This window comes from Actinacidiphila paucisporea (genome assembly GCF_900142575.1).
In the GTDB taxonomy this organism is placed as follows: Bacteria; Actinomycetota; Actinomycetes; order Streptomycetales; family Streptomycetaceae; genus Actinacidiphila; species Actinacidiphila paucisporea.
On record NZ_FRBI01000029.1, the window covers coordinates 79,782 to 94,895 of the forward strand.

The window sequence follows — 15,114 nt, forward strand, 5'->3', positions numbered from 1 at the left end:
GCTGTCCTGCGCGCCGGCGGAAGCCGTCCTGCTCAGCGGGATGCGGGTCGCGGAGGCGCCGTTCGCGGTCCGGGTCGGCAGGAAGGGGGGACGGCGACGGTCGAACAGGTCGCTCCGGCGCTGCATCGCGAGGCCTGACGCGGGCCGGGGCGGGGGAAAGGATCGGGGGAGGGAAGTGATCGCGGAGAGGTGTCGAACCTGCTGATTATCGTCAGGCAGACGACTAAGATCGCGGCATGTCGCCCTACGACCCGTCGGCCTTTCCGCCCTTCGCCGTCACCGTCGACCTGGTCGTGCTCACCGTGCGGCACCACGCGCTGTGCGCGTTGACGGTGCGCCGTGGTGAGCCGCCCTACCAGGGGAGATGGGCACTGCCCGGCGGTTTCGTGCGGGACGACGAGGACCTGTCGCAGGCCGCGGCGCGCGAGTTGGCCGAGGAGACCGGTCTGCGGGCGCAGAGCGGTGCCCATCTGGAGCAGCTCGCGACCTACGGCGATCCGAACCGCGACCCGCGGATGAGGGTGGTGAGCGTCGCCCATCTGGTGCTCGCGCCCGATCTGCCCGCGCCGCGGGCGGGCGGGGACGCGCGCAGCGCGCGCTGGGCGCCGGTCGGCACCCTGCTCGCCGAGAACGGCCAGGAGCACCCGGCAGACGCCGCGCCGCTGGCCTTCGACCATGCGCGGATCCTGTCGGACGGCGTGGAGCGGGCCAGGTCCAAGATCGAGTACTCGTCCCTGGCCACGGCCTTCTGCCCGGCCGAGTTCACCGTGGGCGAGCTGCGCCGCGTCTACGAGGCGGTGTGGGGAGTGGCCCTCGACCCGCGCAATTTCCACCGGAAGGTCACCGGCACGGTGGGCTTCCTGGTGCCGACAGGTGGCACGACGACACGTCAGGGCGGCCGTCCCGCACAGTTGTTCAGAGCGGGTGGGGCCACTCTGCTCAATCCGCCGATGCTGCGGCCCGAGGTGTAGTCCGGAGGGCGATTTACCCCTTTTCCGGCGTTATGGTGCTGGAGTGATCCAGGCCATCGGATTGACCAGCATGCCCCGCCGCAGCTCCCCGCCCGCGGTCGTCGACCTCACCTTCGACATCCGCCCGGGCGAGGTCACGGGCCTGCTCGGACCCGCGGGGTCGGGCAAGTCCACCGCCGTCCGCCTGCTGCTCGGCCTGCAGGCGGGCCGAGGCGCCACGCTCGTCGACGGCCGCCCGCTGCACGAGCTCGACAGACCGGCCCGCGCGATCGGCGCGGTGCTCGGAGACGTCCCCGGGCACCCCCGCCGGACCGCGCGCGGCCATCTGCGGATGCTCTGCGCCGCCCACGGCCTGCGGGTCGCCCGCGCCGATGACCTGCTGGAAACCGTCGGCCTCGACGCGGTGGCCGACCGGCGGCTCGGCACGTACTCGCTGGGCATGGACCGCAGGCTGGCCTTCGCCGTGGCGCTGCTGCCCGACCCGCACACCCTGGTCATCGACGACCCGGCGCGCGAGCTCCCGCCGCGCGAAGCCGCCTGGGTGCACGCGCTCGTACGCCGCCACGCGGCCGCCGGCGGCGCCGTACTGCTGACCGGCCGCGACCCAGGAGCGCTGGCCAGGACCGCTGACCGGGTGGTCGCGCTCGCCGACGGCCGGGTCGTCGCCGACCAGTCCGCGGCGGTCTTCGCCGGCACCCGGCTGCGGCCGCACGTGGCCGTGCGGTCCCCCTACGCCGAGCGGCTGGCCGGGCTGCTCGCCGAGGACGGCGCCGAGGTCGTCGCGACCAGCGGCAGCCGTATCGCGGTCTACGGCGCCACATCGGCGGCCGTCGGCGAGGTCGCCCACCGGCACGGCATCCTGCTGCACCAGCTCGCGGACGAGTCGGCGGCGGCCCGATCCGAGGATGCCGACCCGGACACGGACCATGACGAGGCCAAGCCCCGTCGTGCGGCCAGGAACCGGCCCTCGCCGCTGCGGAGGCCGCACAACCCGCTGCATCCGGTGCGCTACGAACTGCGCCGCTGCTTCGGGGTGCGCACCCCCTGGCCGACGGTTGCGGCAGCGCTGGTCGCGTCCACGGTCGGCGCGCTGCTGCTGGCGCGCACCGGAGCCGTGCACGCGTCCCCCCTGCGGCTGCTGTCCGGCTGGCCCGCGGCGCTTCCGCTGCCCGCCGCGGCAGTCGGCGCCGGGGCGCTGGGCGCGCTGGCGTACGGGCAGGAATTCGCCTTCCCCGCGCTGACCGCCGGCTTCGGCCCCGAGCCCCGGGCGCCACGGCTGCTCGCCGCCAAACTCGCGGTCAGCGGCGCCCTCGCGCTGGTGCTCGCCGCGCTGGCGGCGCTGGTGGACACCGCCGTGCTGCGGCTGGCCCTCGGGTCCGGCCGGGCCCCGGACCCGATGGCACTGTCGGCCACCACGGCGGGCTGGGCGGCGCTGGCCGTCGGTTGCGCCTGGACCGGGGTGCTCGCGGCCTGCGCGTTCCGCACGACGGCGCTCGGGCTGTCCGCGGTCCTGTCGGTGCCGCTGGTGGTGGCACCAGGCGTACGGACCTTGCTCGGTGGCCGGACGGGGCGGCAATTCCTCGACGCGGGCGGTGCGTTGTGGTCGGTGCTCAGCGGGGCGTCGCGCGCCGACGACCGCGCGGCGCTCGCGGCGCTGCATTCGGCCGCCCAACCGCTCTTCGTGGCGATGGCGTTGTCGCTGTCCGGCCTGGTCACCGCCTATCTGGCAGGCGCATTGCGCGGTCGCAGGCGCGGTCGCAGGCCAACTCCCGCCCGTTCCGGGGGGGCTGTAGGAATCGACAATGAGGAGGGATGATTCGTCCCCATAAAACGTCAATTATCAGGTGATGAGCGCTCACCCTTTCGTGTGCTTTTCAGCAAAGCCCTCAAGGCCCGCATCGGCATCGCCGACAAAGGATGCGTGAGTACCCTTGCGCACACCATGATGACCGCGGCTCGATCCGCCGATTCCGGCATCGCCGGCCCGGGCGAGCTGGACCGCTACTCGTATGCCGACGCCCCCGGCGGCGACCGTCCAGGACTCGGCTCCTGGGACGGCATGGACCCGGACATGGGCCGGGTCGGCCGCCGAGCCGGCGGCAGCCGCGGCCGGGGGCTGCACGGCCAACTCGTCCAGCAGCTCGGACAGATGATCGTCTCCGGCGACCTGGGCGCCGACCGCCCGCTGGTGCCCGAGGAGATCGGCCAGCGCTTCGAGGTCTCCCGCACCGTGGTGCGCGAGTCCCTGCGCGTCCTTGAGGCCAAGGGCCTGGTCAGCGCCCGGCCCAACGTCGGCACCCGGGTCCGGCCGGTCAGCGACTGGAATCTGCTCGACCCCGACATCATCGAATGGCGGGCCTTCGGGCCGCAGCGCGACGAGCAGCGCCGCGAGCTGCTCGAGCTGCGCTGGACCATGGAACCGCTCGCCGCCCGGCTCGCCGCCGGCCACGGTCGCGAGGACGTGCAGCAGCGGCTCGCCGACATGGCCGAGATCATGGCCCACGCCGCCGCCCAGGGTGACGCGCTCACCTTCACGCGCGCCGACGCGGAATTCCACGCCCTGCTGCTCCAGGTCGCGGGCAACCGCATGCTGGAGCACCTGTCCGGCATCGTGTCGTCGGCGCTGCATGTCTCCGGTGGCCCGGTCACCGGCTGTGAGCGGCCCGGCGACACTTCGGTCGGCCTGCACCACCGCATCGTCGACGCCCTCGCCGGCGGCGACGGCGGCACGGCGGAGGCCGCGATGCGCCAGCTGCTCACTGTGCCCTCGGAGCAGGCGACCGCTCCGGCCGACCATGTCGTCCCCGCCCCCCGCGAGCACTGAGCGCCCTGTCCGGCCGTCGCCGGCCCCGTGATCGGGGGTCTGCGGCGGCCCCATGCGTGGCACATGTCCGACTTTGCCGCTGATCTGCACAATTTGGGGTGTGACTCGGGCCACGTAAGCTGGGCGTAACGCCAGACGAGGCAGTGCGATGACTTAAGAGGTGGCGGCCGTACGAGGAATATTCAGCATCGAGCTTGACGCTGAGTGGCTCTGCGGTTCCACCGAGTCGTTCCCATCGTTCCGAGAGGTTGTTCGTGTCGGCCAGCACATCCCGTACGCTCCCGTCCGAGATCGCCGAGTCTGAGTCTCTGATGGCGCTCATCGAGCAGGGTAAGGCCCAGGGGCAGATCGCAGGCGACGACGTGCGTCGGGCGTTCGAAGCGGACCAGATTCCGGCAACCCAGTGGAAGAACGTTCTGCGCAGCCTCAACCAGGTCCTCGACGAGGAGGGTGTGACGCTGATGGTGAGTGCCGCTGAGGCGCCCAAGCGCACCCGTAAGAGCGTCGCAGCCAAGAGCCCGGCGAAGCGTACTGCCACCAAGACGGTCGCCACCAAGGCGGCCCCTGCCAAGAAGACCGTAGCGCCCAAGGCTCCCGCTCCCGAGGCGGCGGCCGAGGCCGAGACCACGGTGGAGCCATCGGTGGAGGCGGAAAACCCAGCAGCCAAGAAGGCGCCTGCCAAGAAGGTCGCCGCCAAGAAGACGGCCGCCAAGAAGGCCCCCGCGAAGAAGGTGGCGGCCAAGAAGACCGCCGGTTCTCCCGGTGAGGACGAAGCGGTCGAGGCGGAGGAGGCGATCGAGGACGTCGCTCCCGGCAAGGCCGGCGAGGAGGAGACCGAGAAGCCGGAGTCCGAGAGCTTCGTGCTCTCCGACGACGACGAGGACGACGCGCCCGCCCAGCAGGTCGCGGTCGCCGGCGCCACCGCCGACCCGGTCAAGGACTACCTCAAGCAGATCGGCAAGGTCCCGCTGCTCAATGCCGAGCAGGAGGTGGAGCTGGCCAAGCGCATCGAGGCCGGCCTCTTCGCCGAGGACAAGCTGGCGGCGGCCGACAAGCTCGCCCCGAAGCTCAAGCGCGAGCTGGAGATCATCGCCGAGGACGGGCGCTGGGCCAAGAACCACCTGCTGGAGGCCAACCTCCGGCTGGTCGTCTCGCTGGCCAAGCGCTACACCGGCCGCGGCATGCTCTTCCTGGACCTGATCCAGGAGGGCAACCTGGGCCTGATCCGTGCGGTCGAGAAGTTCGACTACACCAAGGGCTTCAAGTTCTCCACGTACGCCACATGGTGGATCCGCCAGGCGATCACCCGCGCGATGGCCGACCAGGCCCGCACCATCCGTATTCCGGTGCACATGGTCGAGGTCATCAACAAGCTCGCCAGGGTGCAGCGCCAGATGCTCCAGGACCTGGGCCGCGAGCCCACCCCGGAGGAGCTGGCCAAGGAACTCGACATGACCCCGGAGAAGGTCATCGAGGTCCAGAAGTACGGCCGCGAGCCGATCTCGCTGCACACCCCGCTCGGTGAGGACGGCGACAGCGAGTTCGGTGACCTGATCGAGGACTCCGAGGCGGTCGTGCCCGCGGACGCGGTCAGCTTCACGCTTCTGCAGGAGCAGCTGCACTCGGTGCTCGACACCCTGTCCGAGCGCGAGGCGGGCGTGGTCTCCATGCGCTTCGGCCTGACCGATGGGCAGCCCAAGACGCTGGACGAGATCGGCAAGGTCTACGGCGTCACGCGGGAGCGGATCCGGCAGATCGAGTCCAAGACGATGTCCAAGCTGCGCCACCCGTCGCGCTCCCAGGTCCTGCGCGACTACCTGGACTAGATCGTCACTGATCCGCCGCCCTGCTCGGCAGGGCGGCGGATTTCTGCGTTCCCCGTTCTTCCCGGGGTTTTTCCGGTCCCTCTTCTGCGGATGCGGCCTCCTGCCCGATCGATGACTCTGGGTGTTCAGAGTGATTCACAGGGTCAGGAGGCCCCATGCGTGTCCCCATCCCCGTCTGCTTCCGCCGTCGTGCCGTGGGCGGCCGCCGTGTACTGATAGCCGTGGCGGCGCTGCTGCCGGCGCTTGCCGTTCCCCTGGCGGCGCCCGCGGCTCCGGCCGCCGCCAACGGGGTCGTGGTCGGCGGTGCGCCGACCACCACCGACAGCGACCCGTGGGTGGTGGCGCTCGCCAGCAAGGAGCGTTTCGGCTCCAGCCGGTCGGGTCAGTTCTGCGGCGGCGTCGCGGTCGGGCCGCGTACCGTCGTCACCGCGGCACATTGCTTCGGCCAGGAGGCCCTGGGCACCGCGGACTGGCGGAAACTGCCCGATCTTCGGGTCATCGTCGGGCGTACGGACCTCAGCGGGACGGCGGGCCAGGAGGTACCGCTGTCCGACGTGTGGGTCAATCCGGCCTTCGACGCCGCGACCAATGCCGGCGACGTCGCGGTGATCACGCTGCCGCAGGCGCTGCCGGACGGAGCCGTCATCCCGATGGCCGGACCTGCGGACACCGCGCCGTACACGGCGGGGACCCAGGCGCAGGTCTACGGCTGGGGGGATACGACGGGGCAGGGAACGTATCCGCAGGGGCTGCGGACGGCCACGGTCGACGTCCTGGCGGACTCGGTGTGCGAGAAGGCGTATCCAGGCAATGCCGACGGTACGTATCTGCGTGCATCCATGGTGTGCGCAGGGGTCATCGGCGGGGGCAAGGACGCATGCCAGGGCGACAGCGGCGGCCCGCTGGTCGTGGGCGGCCGGCTGATCGGCCTGGTGTCCTGGGGGACGGGCTGCGCCGAGGCGGCCTTCCCCGGGGTCTACACGCGCGTTTCCGCGGTGTCGGAGCTGGTTGCCCAGCACATGTGACGGAAGCCGCAGGAGACCCTTGGCGGGCCTGCAGGAAGACCTGCGGGCGGACACCCCCTCATGGGGTCCGTCCGCCCGCAGGTCCGAGCTGGTCGCTGGTGCGACGTGTCAGCGCTCGTCGTCTCCCGCCGACGCCGGGGGGTCGGTAAGCCGTCCGGTCTCGTCCTGTATTTCCGCAGCGATCTTCTTGAGTTCCGGCTCGAACTTGCGTCCGTGGTGTGCGCAGAAGAGCAGCTCACCGCCACTGGTGAGCACGACACGCAGGTAGGCCTGAGCGCCGCAACGGTCGCAGCGGTCTGCCGCTGTCAGCGGACTCGCGGGGGTCAGAACAGTAGTCACGTCGCCTCTTCTCTAGCTCGACGAGCTGTCGTACCAGGGTCAACATCCAACCAGGCCGAAAACGTTCCCGCTGACGACTTTTCCTCGAAAACGGGCCTCGGGGTGACTGGCTGTGACCGATTGGCGGCGAATAAGAGTTCTTGCGTCGGATGTCGCTTGTGGGCCTTTTGGTGCGCTTGTCCCTGCTTGGCCCCGACCGGCTTGCCGGAGTGTTGGTGAGGACGTGCCCGGAGCCTAAATGGTTCATGCCTCTTTGGGAACGTGACATGTGTATCACTCGCGCGGGTGATCGAACGGATGCTCGAAAACGACTAGGATGAGCCCCTGGATACCGGGTGGCGGCGTGGTCGCCCTTGCTGACCTCGGTACCCTCTCACCGATACGGCTGAAGACCTTCAGGCCATCCAGATCGAGGAGTTGTCCGCGTGACCGCCGAAACATCCGTGCCGTCGTCCGCGCTGCTGGCGGGCGCAGATCGCGACGGCTCCAATTACACAGCGCGGCACCTGCTCGTTCTCGAGGGCCTCGAAGCGGTTCGCAAGCGGCCCGGCATGTACATCGGCTCCACCGACAGCCGCGGTCTGATGCACTGCGTCTGGGAGATCATCGACAACTCCGTGGACGAGGCGCTGGGCGGCCACTGCGACCGCATCGAGGTGATCCTCCACGAGGACGCCTCCATCGAGGTCCGGGACACCGGCCGGGGCATCCCGGTGGACGTCGAGCCCAAGACCGGCCTGTCCGGTGTCGAGGTCGTCATGACCAAGCTGCACGCCGGCGGCAAGTTCGGCGGCGGCTCGTACGCGGCCTCCGGCGGCCTGCACGGTGTCGGCGCCTCGGTGGTCAACGCGCTGTCGGCCCGTCTCGACGTCGAGGTCGACAGGAGCGGCCACACCCACGCCATCAGCTTCCGCCGCGGGGTGCCAGGCGCCTTCAGCGGTGCAGGTCCCGAGGCGCCCTTCGAGCCTGCCAGCGGCGTCACCAGGACCAAGAAGGTCCCGCGCACCCGCACCGGCACCCGGGTGCGCTACTGGGCGGACCGGCAGATCTTCCTCAAGGACGCCAAGCTCTCTCTGGAGAATCTGCACCAGCGTGCCCGGCAGACCGCGTTCCTGGTCCCCGGCCTGACCATCGTGGTGCGCGACGAGCGCGGCATCGAGTCGGACGGGCCGGTCGAGGAGACCTTCCACTTCGACGGCGGCATCAGCGAGTTCTGCGAGTTCCTGGCCCCCGACAAGCCGATCTGCGACGTCCTGCGCCTCACCGGCAGCGGCACCTTCAAGGAGACCGTCCCGGTCCTCGACGACCGCGGCCACATGACACCGACGGAGGTCACTCGGGAACTGGGCGTCGACATCGCGCTGCGCTGGGGCACCGGGTACGACACCACCGCCAGGTCGTTCGTCAACATCATCGCCACGCCCAAGGGCGGCACCCATGTGACCGGCTTCGAGCGCTCCGTCACCAAGACGATGAACGAAGCACTGCGCGCGGCGAAGCTGCTGCGCGTCGCCGAGGACGACATCGTCAAGGACGACGCGATGGAGGGACTCACGGCCGTCGTCACCGTGCGGCTCGCGGAGCCGCAGTTCGAGGGCCAGACCAAGGAGGTGCTCGGCACCTCGGCCGCCAACCGGATCGTGTCGGCCGTGGTCGCCAAGGAGCTGAAGGAATTCCTGACCTCCACCAAGCGGGACGCCAAGGCCCAGGCCCGCGCGGTGCTGGAGAAGGCCGTCGCCGCCGCCAGGACGCGGATCGCGGCCCGCCAGCACAAGGAGGCGCAGCGCAGGAAGACCGCGCTGGAGACCTCCTCGCTGCCCGCCAAGCTCGCCGACTGCCGCAGTGACGACGTGGACCGCAGCGAACTGTTCATCGTCGAGGGCGACTCCGCCCTCGGCACCGCCAAGCTGGCGCGCAACTCCGAATTCCAGGCCCTGCTGCCGATCCGCGGAAAGATCCTCAACACCCAGAAGTCGTCGGTCTCCGACATGCTCAAGAACGCCGAATGCGGCGCGATCATCCAGGTGATAGGAGCCGGCTCGGGCCGCACCTTCGACATCGACCAGGCGCGCTACGGCAAAGTGATCTTCCTGGCCGACGCCGACGTCGACGGCGCCCACATCCGCTGCCTCCTGCTGACCCTCTTCCAGCGCTACATGCGCCCGATGGTCGAGGAGGGCCGCGTCTTCTCCGCGGTCCCTCCGCTGCACCGCATCGAACTCGTCCAGCCCAAGAAGGGCCAGGACAAATACATCTACACCTACTCCGACAACGAACTGCGCCAGACCCTCCTCGACCTCCAGCGCCGCAACGTCCGCTACAAGGACGGCATCCAGCGCTACAAGGGCCTCGGCGAAATGGACGCCAACCAGCTGGCCGAAACGACGATGGACCCCCGCCACCGCACCCTGCGCCGCATCAACATCAGCGACATCGAGGCCGCGGAGCAGGCCTTCGACCTCCTGATGGGCAACGAGGTGGCACCCCGCAAGGAGTTCATCACCAACTCCGCCACGACGCTCGATCGCTCGAAAATCGACGTGTGAGGCACGGCGGAGCAGAGGGCGGGCGCAGGGTTCCCTCTGCGTTCCGTACGCTGTCCGCAGGCGAGCTGATGTCAGTTCGGGGGAGTGGTTACGCCGCCGTCTCGGCCTCTATGTCACCCCCGTCCAGGCGGTCCGCGTAGGCCTCGTGGACGGGAGCCTGGGGTCCGCTCATCGAAGTCGGGCCACAGGTGGGTACGGGTGTTGGCCGTCATGGCCGCGTTGGCGTGGCCGAGGTGCTCGGGGAGTCTGAAACGCCCTGCTGGTCGCGCTCCACGTGCACCATGACTTTCGTGCGGTTGGCGTCGACCCGTGGAAGGCGACGACGCCCGGCGCTGCGCCTCGCCTGCGACGGTCGTTCCGCTGACCCGCTCGTCGGATATCTGCGTGTCGAAGTCGCGCTTGACCCCACCACTCAAGTCGCCCGATGGCTGAAGGGGTGGCGCGCTACTCGATGCGCCCAACGCCGTCCATGAACTGCGGGAGCTCTTCGGAACTGGGTCACTGGTCGTCCGCCACGCACACACGCAGGCACCTGGACCTCGACCGGTTCGTCCATGGTGTGCATCAAATTCGTGTTGCAACTAAAGCGCCTGAATTCGCGGATTCTGAGCACTCGGCGCCCCGAACCTGGGCGTTCGTCGCGTGTCGGTTGGCGATCATCGCCTGGCCCTACCCGCAGGGCCGGACCTGGGAGACCAGGGATCATGACCGACCGTCGACCGCTCTCGCTGCCCGCCTCTCCGAGCCCGCTTCCGATGCTCCCGTACCCGCCCAGGCGGGTGGGCGCCGGCTGATGCCGGTCGAGCAGCGCGCCTCCTTCCGCCAGCCGCCCGGCGAGACCGAGCCCGCACCCGCCCCGGCCCGGCCCGACGTCCGCTCGCGCCCGGCGGCCTCACCTTCTCAGATCCGGACCGCCACATCTGAGCGCTACCACCACGGGTTGCGCCACGTCCACGACCAGCTCACCACCTAGCCCCGCCGCCGGGTGTGCCAGCGCCTCCACTTGGACAGTGGTCGTAGCGGGCCCGGCTCCCGCCTCGGATACCGTGTTCCTCTACGGGGCGCCACAACGGATGTGACGCCCCCTACCGGAGGTAGTCAGCGTATGAGTTCAAAGCGCAGCAAGAATCCAGCCCTGCCCGTGCTTGACGACGCATTCCGACTCGCGTCGGTCAAGGACGCCGAAGAGTCCACCCGTGACTTGGCCGCGCGGCTGGCCACCACCGAGCTGCGCCGCGTTTCCCACCCGGGCCGGGTCACCTGGGAGCCCACTGATCAGGCCGAGCCCGTACCGGTCCCGCCTACTGTGGTCGACGGTGACGGGGACCTGTGGCTGCGGGACCGGGGCACTGGCACCTGGACCATGCCTGAGTTCAACCCCAAGGATTTCCCGGCCCGCTGTGGCGAGGTTCTGACGTGGAACCAGCTTGCCCGCGAGTTCGGCCCGCTGACCGCACTGGCCGACGACCGCCGCATCGGCGGCGGCCGGCGCTGACCGCGCAGCCTTCTGGGATGACCGCGCCCCTGAAGCGCCCGTCACGGGTAGCTGGGAGTTCCAGCTCACCGCCGAGCTCGACGATGGCGGCGAGCAGGTGAGCGTGGTGGTCGGTCACGATGTCTCCATGTTGCAGCCGGATACTTCGTCGCTGTCCGTGGGGTCGGGGTGGAAGAAGCGGGTGTAGTGGAGTCCGGTCTCCGAAGTGATGTTGAACACCGCGCATAGGTGGGGCGGATCAGCGCCGGTGACGGCGGCCTCTTCGAGGATTCGGTCCTCGCGAAGTTGCTGGGCGGTGACCGGAGGCCGCGCAGCAGAGGCTGCATCCAGCCGGTTGTGACCGGGGCTCGGGTGTGCGCGGTCTGCGAGCTGCAGCAACGAGAGCAGCCAGGTGAGTCCGGCGAGTGCGGGCAGGTTGTACGGGTCGTAGGCACCATCGCCGCGGCCTCCGCCGTTGGCGGCAAGATCCAGCCAGGTTGTCACCGTGCGCCGGAGCACCTCAGCGTCGATCGGAGCGGTCAGGGCCAGTGCCCGGCGGTCCTATGTGCCGGTGGGACGCGCCACCGGTGCGAGCAGGGCGTGGTCGATGAAATCGGGCCAGGGCTCGTCGAGCGAAGGCAAGTCGGTGAGTACGGCATCGGCCCATAGCTCACCCGGGTTGAGTACGGGCCCGCGAAGACGGGTGAGCACCGGTGCCGCACACTCCGGGGGCCAGTCGTGCTCCAGTGCGGAGCGCCGGAGGAGGCCGACGACCGCGTCGGGCAGGTGCCTGTCGGCGTCCAGCAGAGCCTGGCTGCACGTCCAGAGCTCGTCCGCGATGCCGCAGGACCAGAGCTGATCCGCCATCTCCGCCAGAAGCGATTCCCCACGCCTCGCACCATGTGGCGTCGGCGATGCCACGCGAGACAGCAGCCCTCGTGCCGTGGGTCTTTCGCGAGGAGCAAAGCGCGCGACAGCTCGGCGAGGTCGCCCTTGCGGGCCAGTTCCCGGACGTACTCAACCCGCTCAGCCGGCTCCCACGGGGACGTGGAGAGTACGGGCTGCCACTGACAGCGCACGGGTATGCGCCTCGAAGGGCTCGCTGCGGTACCGCCCCGGCTCCTCGCGATGTGTTTGGTCGGCGAGGCCGGTCGAGTCCTGACCACGTAGAACTGCACCGTCGGATGAGGTCCGACCAGTCCGCAAACAGTCCGCAGGACAGTCGAAAGGGGCCGTCGGGGGCCAACGCCAGCCATCGGGGAAACGCCTGGTCAGCGCAGGATCGGCGGCTGCGCCGCAGGTCAGAAGGGTGGCCGGATGGTTCATCATCAACTCCGCCACGACGCTCGACCGCTCGAAGATCGACGTCTGACCTGCGGCTTTGCAGCCGAGCGGACTCAGGGGAACCCCTGCAGTCCGCACACGGTCCCCAAGGTGACTGACGTCACGTTCCGCACCGTTCCCGCGGAGATCCACGGTATCCATGCGAACCTGAGCATCGCCAACCTGACATTTGAGGAGTTCGGGCACGGGCTCACGACGATCCCGAGGAGATTTAACGGTCCTTCTGAACAGGGCTCCCGAAATCGCCGTCGCCGATCGCGGTGCGGGGATTCCGTCGGCGAACCGTGAATCGTCCGTTGTGCAGCGGCTCAATCGATGCGCACAGCACCGTCCGGCGGTAGCCGACGGAGCTGCTGAAGAGCGAGAGAAGCGGCTGCGGCCGGCGCGGTAGCCGTATTCGGGCCGGCCTGCCAGATCGAAGTATTTGACGTCGTCACCACCAGGAGGAATCAGTGGCGTACTCGCAACGGCTCACCCCTGAGGAGAAGCTCGCCGACGCGAAGAGGCTGTTGAGCCTCCCGCGAATCGTGGTGATCTGCGGGTCCACCCGCTTCATGGCCGAGATGAACGAGGCAGATCTGCGGGAGACCCAAGCAGGAAAGATTGTCGTCAAGCCGGGCTGTGACATGAAGTCGCCGCACGAACTTTGGTCCAATCCTGTCGAGGCCGAGGCTCTGAAGGTTCGACTCGACGATCTGCACCGGGCGAAGATCCGGCTCGCTGATGAGGTACTCGTGGTCGGCGACTACATCGGAGACAGCACCCGAGCCGAAATCGCCTACGCCCGGTCGATGGGCAAGCCCGTGCGGTTCAGGCACCCTTTTCCGGACTATGAGATTGAGTCAGTAGGTCATAGTTCCACCGGTCCTACTACTGAGCTTTAAAGTGTGGTGCCGTCGAGGGCTGACAGTTGTTCGGTCCGGCGGTACGTCTGTTGTATGAGATATGCGCAAGGTGGCGGTTGACCGCCGAGCGTAGAGCGGTGCGAGAGCAGCTGAGGATGGAGGCCGGTGAGCGGTTCGCCGTCGGCGACGACAACGCGGTGATCGCCAAGGAGTTGCGGGTGCAGTTGTCCGTAGTCGGCCCTACTCGGCGTCCTGCGCCTCGATCAGGTCGAGGTCGCGAACGCAGAAACCGTGGTGCTCGAAGGTCTCGTTGAGCACCGTGCGGAGGCACTGCCGCACCAAGCGGCCCCGGGCGTACGGCGGCCAGACATCGTCGTCGGGCACCGGCGCTCGCGCTGCGAGCTGCACGGCGGTGACCTCGTCGAGCCAGGCCTCAAGCTCGGCGGCCTGCGCGTCACGCACGCTCACGATCTCGTCGAGGGCCGGATCGAGCGAGAGGTCAAGCCCGTGCGCTCCACGGTAGGGCTCGACGGTCGTCCCGATGCCCATCGGCGTGAACAGCTCCGTCGAGCCCAGGCAGCAGCGGCGGAACCACGAGTCGTGGACGAAGACCAGGTGGCGCATCGTCTGCACCGCCGACCACTCGTCGTTCACGCTGCGCCGCTCGATGCCGGGCATACGGCGGATTCGATCGATCGTGGCGGCCCAGCCGGCATGGAGCTGACGCGATGCCTCGCGCAGATCGTCAGGGTCCTCGGAGCGAATTAGCACCCGCACTGGATGTCGCCGGTCGAGCTCTGCCTCAACGTACTCGGTGACCTCGACACCGTTCACCACGAGGTTGGTGACGAGCCCGTCGATCACGGCATCCTGCATGACGATGCCGATCAGGCGTGCCCCGGTCAGATCGCACTCGCGGAACTCCGCACCGTGCAGATCCTCGTCGATATATCGTGTCATGCTCCGCATGCTAGGTCCGAGCACCGACAAGCCAGCCTCCCCGGCTTGATGTGGCCTCTTCCAAGTCCTGACCGAGCGCGAAGAACGCAACAGCGCCGTAATGAGGGCCCTTGTGAGGTCTCGGAACAGCGCGCGGCGGATGATTGAGTCAGCAGACCGGCCGTGGTGCCGTCGGTCACGACGTCGTGGTGCCGCGGAAGACCGGAACGTTGAGGTCGACCAGCTGGCTGCGGGGCTTGTTGGCGGAGCGTTGAGCGGCCGCAAGCTTTTCGCGAGCCTGCGGGATAGTGAGGCGCAGGTGTGTCGCCGTTCCGCCCCAGCCGTACATCTCGGCCTCAGCCAGCCGGTCTTCCATGTTCTTGATCATCCTGATGAGGCGGCCTGTCGCGTTCGGGTCGACCTGGAGCATGGGCCACTTCAAGCAGGCGTGTTCGTGCGGACATGTGGTGCCGAAGGTGCGGTTGCAGTCGCCGAGTTCGACCTTGCGAAGCTCGAAGTGTTCGTGGAATTCTCGCCACTCGTCGGGGGTCGGTTCCCGGTACTCGGGCTCGGGCCTGGTGCTGCGCCGCTTGGGCAGGAACTGGCGGTAGTTGGTGACGACTTCTTCTGGGAAGACGGCTAAGTCGCTGTTGTCGTTCCGACCGTGCGGGATGCGGTTCGAACCGGGGTTCCCGTTCAGGTAGTGGTTGCGGGGTTGGCGCATAAAGGTGGGGCCTTCTGAACAGTTCGGTGGTGTCGAATCAACGAACAACGTCAGGAGGCCCCGGTGTTGGAGTGTTCCGTGTCGATGGCAGGGCAGTCCAGTTCCGTCACCCCGGGGTGTGACTGCCTGGCGCACCAGTTCGGAAACGCCGCCGACAACGGCACGCGCCGGGCCCGGTACCCGTCGGACATGACGGAGGCGGAGTGGGTCGTGGTCCGGCCGCTGCTGCCGGTGCCGGGCTGGATGCGGGGCCGGGG

The 15,114-nt window shown here is 69.0% G+C and carries 16 protein-coding genes; 11 read left to right on the forward strand and 5 right to left on the reverse strand.

The genetic code is table 11. The features are described 5' to 3' along the window. Window positions 1-236 precede the first annotated feature (236 nt). The 5 genes from BUE44_RS30405 (at window position 237) to BUE44_RS30425 (ending at window position 6,646) form a co-directional block, all read left to right on the forward strand. The gene (locus BUE44_RS30405; RefSeq protein WP_073502240.1) at window positions 237-971 is read left to right on the forward strand and encodes an NUDIX hydrolase; all 735 of its coding nucleotides are present in this window, start codon (window positions 237-239) and stop codon (window positions 969-971) included. A gap of 43 nt (window positions 972-1,014) precedes the next feature. Beyond that, a complete protein-coding gene (locus tag BUE44_RS30410; protein ID WP_073502241.1) occupies window positions 1,015-2,787 on the forward strand; it encodes an ABC transporter ATP-binding protein in 1,773 nt (590 codons plus the stop codon). A 105-nt stretch (window positions 2,788-2,892) separates the two neighbouring features. After that, on the forward strand, window positions 2,893-3,795 hold the full coding sequence (locus BUE44_RS30415) for a FadR/GntR family transcriptional regulator (RefSeq protein WP_073502259.1): 903 nt from the start codon (window positions 2,893-2,895) through the stop codon (window positions 3,793-3,795). 254 nt (window positions 3,796-4,049) lie between these two features. Further along, window positions 4,050-5,621 carry an RNA polymerase sigma factor gene (locus BUE44_RS30420; protein WP_073502242.1) on the forward strand — a complete coding sequence of 524 codons (1,572 nt, stop codon included), beginning with the start codon at window positions 4,050-4,052 and terminating at the stop codon, window positions 5,619-5,621. A gap of 155 nt (window positions 5,622-5,776) precedes the next feature. Next, window positions 5,777-6,646: a S1 family peptidase gene (locus BUE44_RS30425; RefSeq protein ID WP_079190216.1), complete on the forward strand. Its 870-nt coding sequence runs from the start codon at window positions 5,777-5,779 to the stop codon at window positions 6,644-6,646. Window positions 6,647-6,754: 108 nt separating this feature from the next. Here the strand turns inward: BUE44_RS30425 and BUE44_RS30430 are convergent, their stop codons facing one another. Then, the gene (locus tag BUE44_RS30430; RefSeq protein ID WP_073502243.1) at window positions 6,755-6,985 is read right to left on the reverse strand and encodes a DUF7455 domain-containing protein; all 231 of its coding nucleotides are present in this window, start codon (window positions 6,983-6,985) and stop codon (window positions 6,755-6,757) included. Between the two features lie 425 nt (window positions 6,986-7,410). On the opposite strand from BUE44_RS30430, the gene BUE44_RS30435 reads away from it, so the two are divergent. The 3 genes from BUE44_RS30435 (at window position 7,411) to BUE44_RS30445 (ending at window position 11,026) form a co-directional block, all read left to right on the forward strand. After that, on the forward strand, window positions 7,411-9,531 hold the full coding sequence (locus BUE44_RS30435; protein ID WP_073502244.1) for a DNA gyrase/topoisomerase IV subunit B: 2,121 nt from the start codon (window positions 7,411-7,413) through the stop codon (window positions 9,529-9,531). A gap of 793 nt (window positions 9,532-10,324) precedes the next feature. Further along, complete coding sequence (locus tag BUE44_RS38925) at window positions 10,325-10,504, forward strand: hypothetical protein (protein WP_235002603.1); 180 nt, start codon at window positions 10,325-10,327, stop codon at window positions 10,502-10,504. A gap of 132 nt (window positions 10,505-10,636) precedes the next feature. Further along, on the forward strand, window positions 10,637-11,026 hold the full coding sequence (locus BUE44_RS30445) for a hypothetical protein (RefSeq protein WP_073502245.1): 390 nt from the start codon (window positions 10,637-10,639) through the stop codon (window positions 11,024-11,026). A gap of 114 nt (window positions 11,027-11,140) precedes the next feature. Here the strand turns inward: BUE44_RS30445 and BUE44_RS30450 are convergent, their stop codons facing one another. Continuing rightward, entirely contained in the window at window positions 11,141-11,509 is a 369-nt protein-coding gene (locus BUE44_RS30450; protein ID WP_073502246.1) for a hypothetical protein, read from the reverse strand. Window positions 11,510-11,566: 57 nt separating this feature from the next. After that, on the reverse strand, window positions 11,567-11,872 hold the full coding sequence (locus tag BUE44_RS30455; RefSeq protein ID WP_073502247.1) for a hypothetical protein: 306 nt from the start codon (window positions 11,870-11,872) through the stop codon (window positions 11,567-11,569). Window positions 11,873-12,322: 450 nt separating this feature from the next. Between BUE44_RS30455 and BUE44_RS39875 the strand changes: the two genes are divergently transcribed. Both BUE44_RS39875 and BUE44_RS30460 read left to right on the forward strand, forming a co-directional pair. Beyond that, the gene (locus BUE44_RS39875) at window positions 12,323-12,637 is read left to right on the forward strand and encodes a DUF6924 domain-containing protein (RefSeq protein WP_407640073.1); all 315 of its coding nucleotides are present in this window, start codon (window positions 12,323-12,325) and stop codon (window positions 12,635-12,637) included. A 164-nt stretch (window positions 12,638-12,801) separates the two neighbouring features. Continuing rightward, window positions 12,802-13,233, forward strand: a complete 432-nt coding sequence (locus tag BUE44_RS30460) for a TIR domain-containing protein (RefSeq protein ID WP_073502248.1) — start codon at window positions 12,802-12,804, stop codon at window positions 13,231-13,233. 201 nt (window positions 13,234-13,434) lie between these two features. Here BUE44_RS30460 and BUE44_RS30470 read toward each other — a convergent pair whose 3' ends face one another. After that, window positions 13,435-14,154 (reverse strand): DinB family protein, encoded by a 720-nt coding sequence (locus BUE44_RS30470; protein ID WP_073502261.1) that lies wholly within the window; start codon window positions 14,152-14,154, stop codon window positions 13,435-13,437. Window positions 14,155-14,329: 175 nt separating this feature from the next. Next, complete coding sequence (locus BUE44_RS30475; RefSeq protein ID WP_073502249.1) at window positions 14,330-14,857, reverse strand: hypothetical protein; 528 nt, start codon at window positions 14,855-14,857, stop codon at window positions 14,330-14,332. 63 nt (window positions 14,858-14,920) lie between these two features. Between BUE44_RS30475 and BUE44_RS38930 the strand changes: the two genes are divergently transcribed. Continuing rightward, window positions 14,921-15,114, forward strand: a 194-nt coding sequence (locus BUE44_RS38930; protein ID WP_235002604.1) for a transposase, incomplete at its 3' end; no start/stop codon positions are given.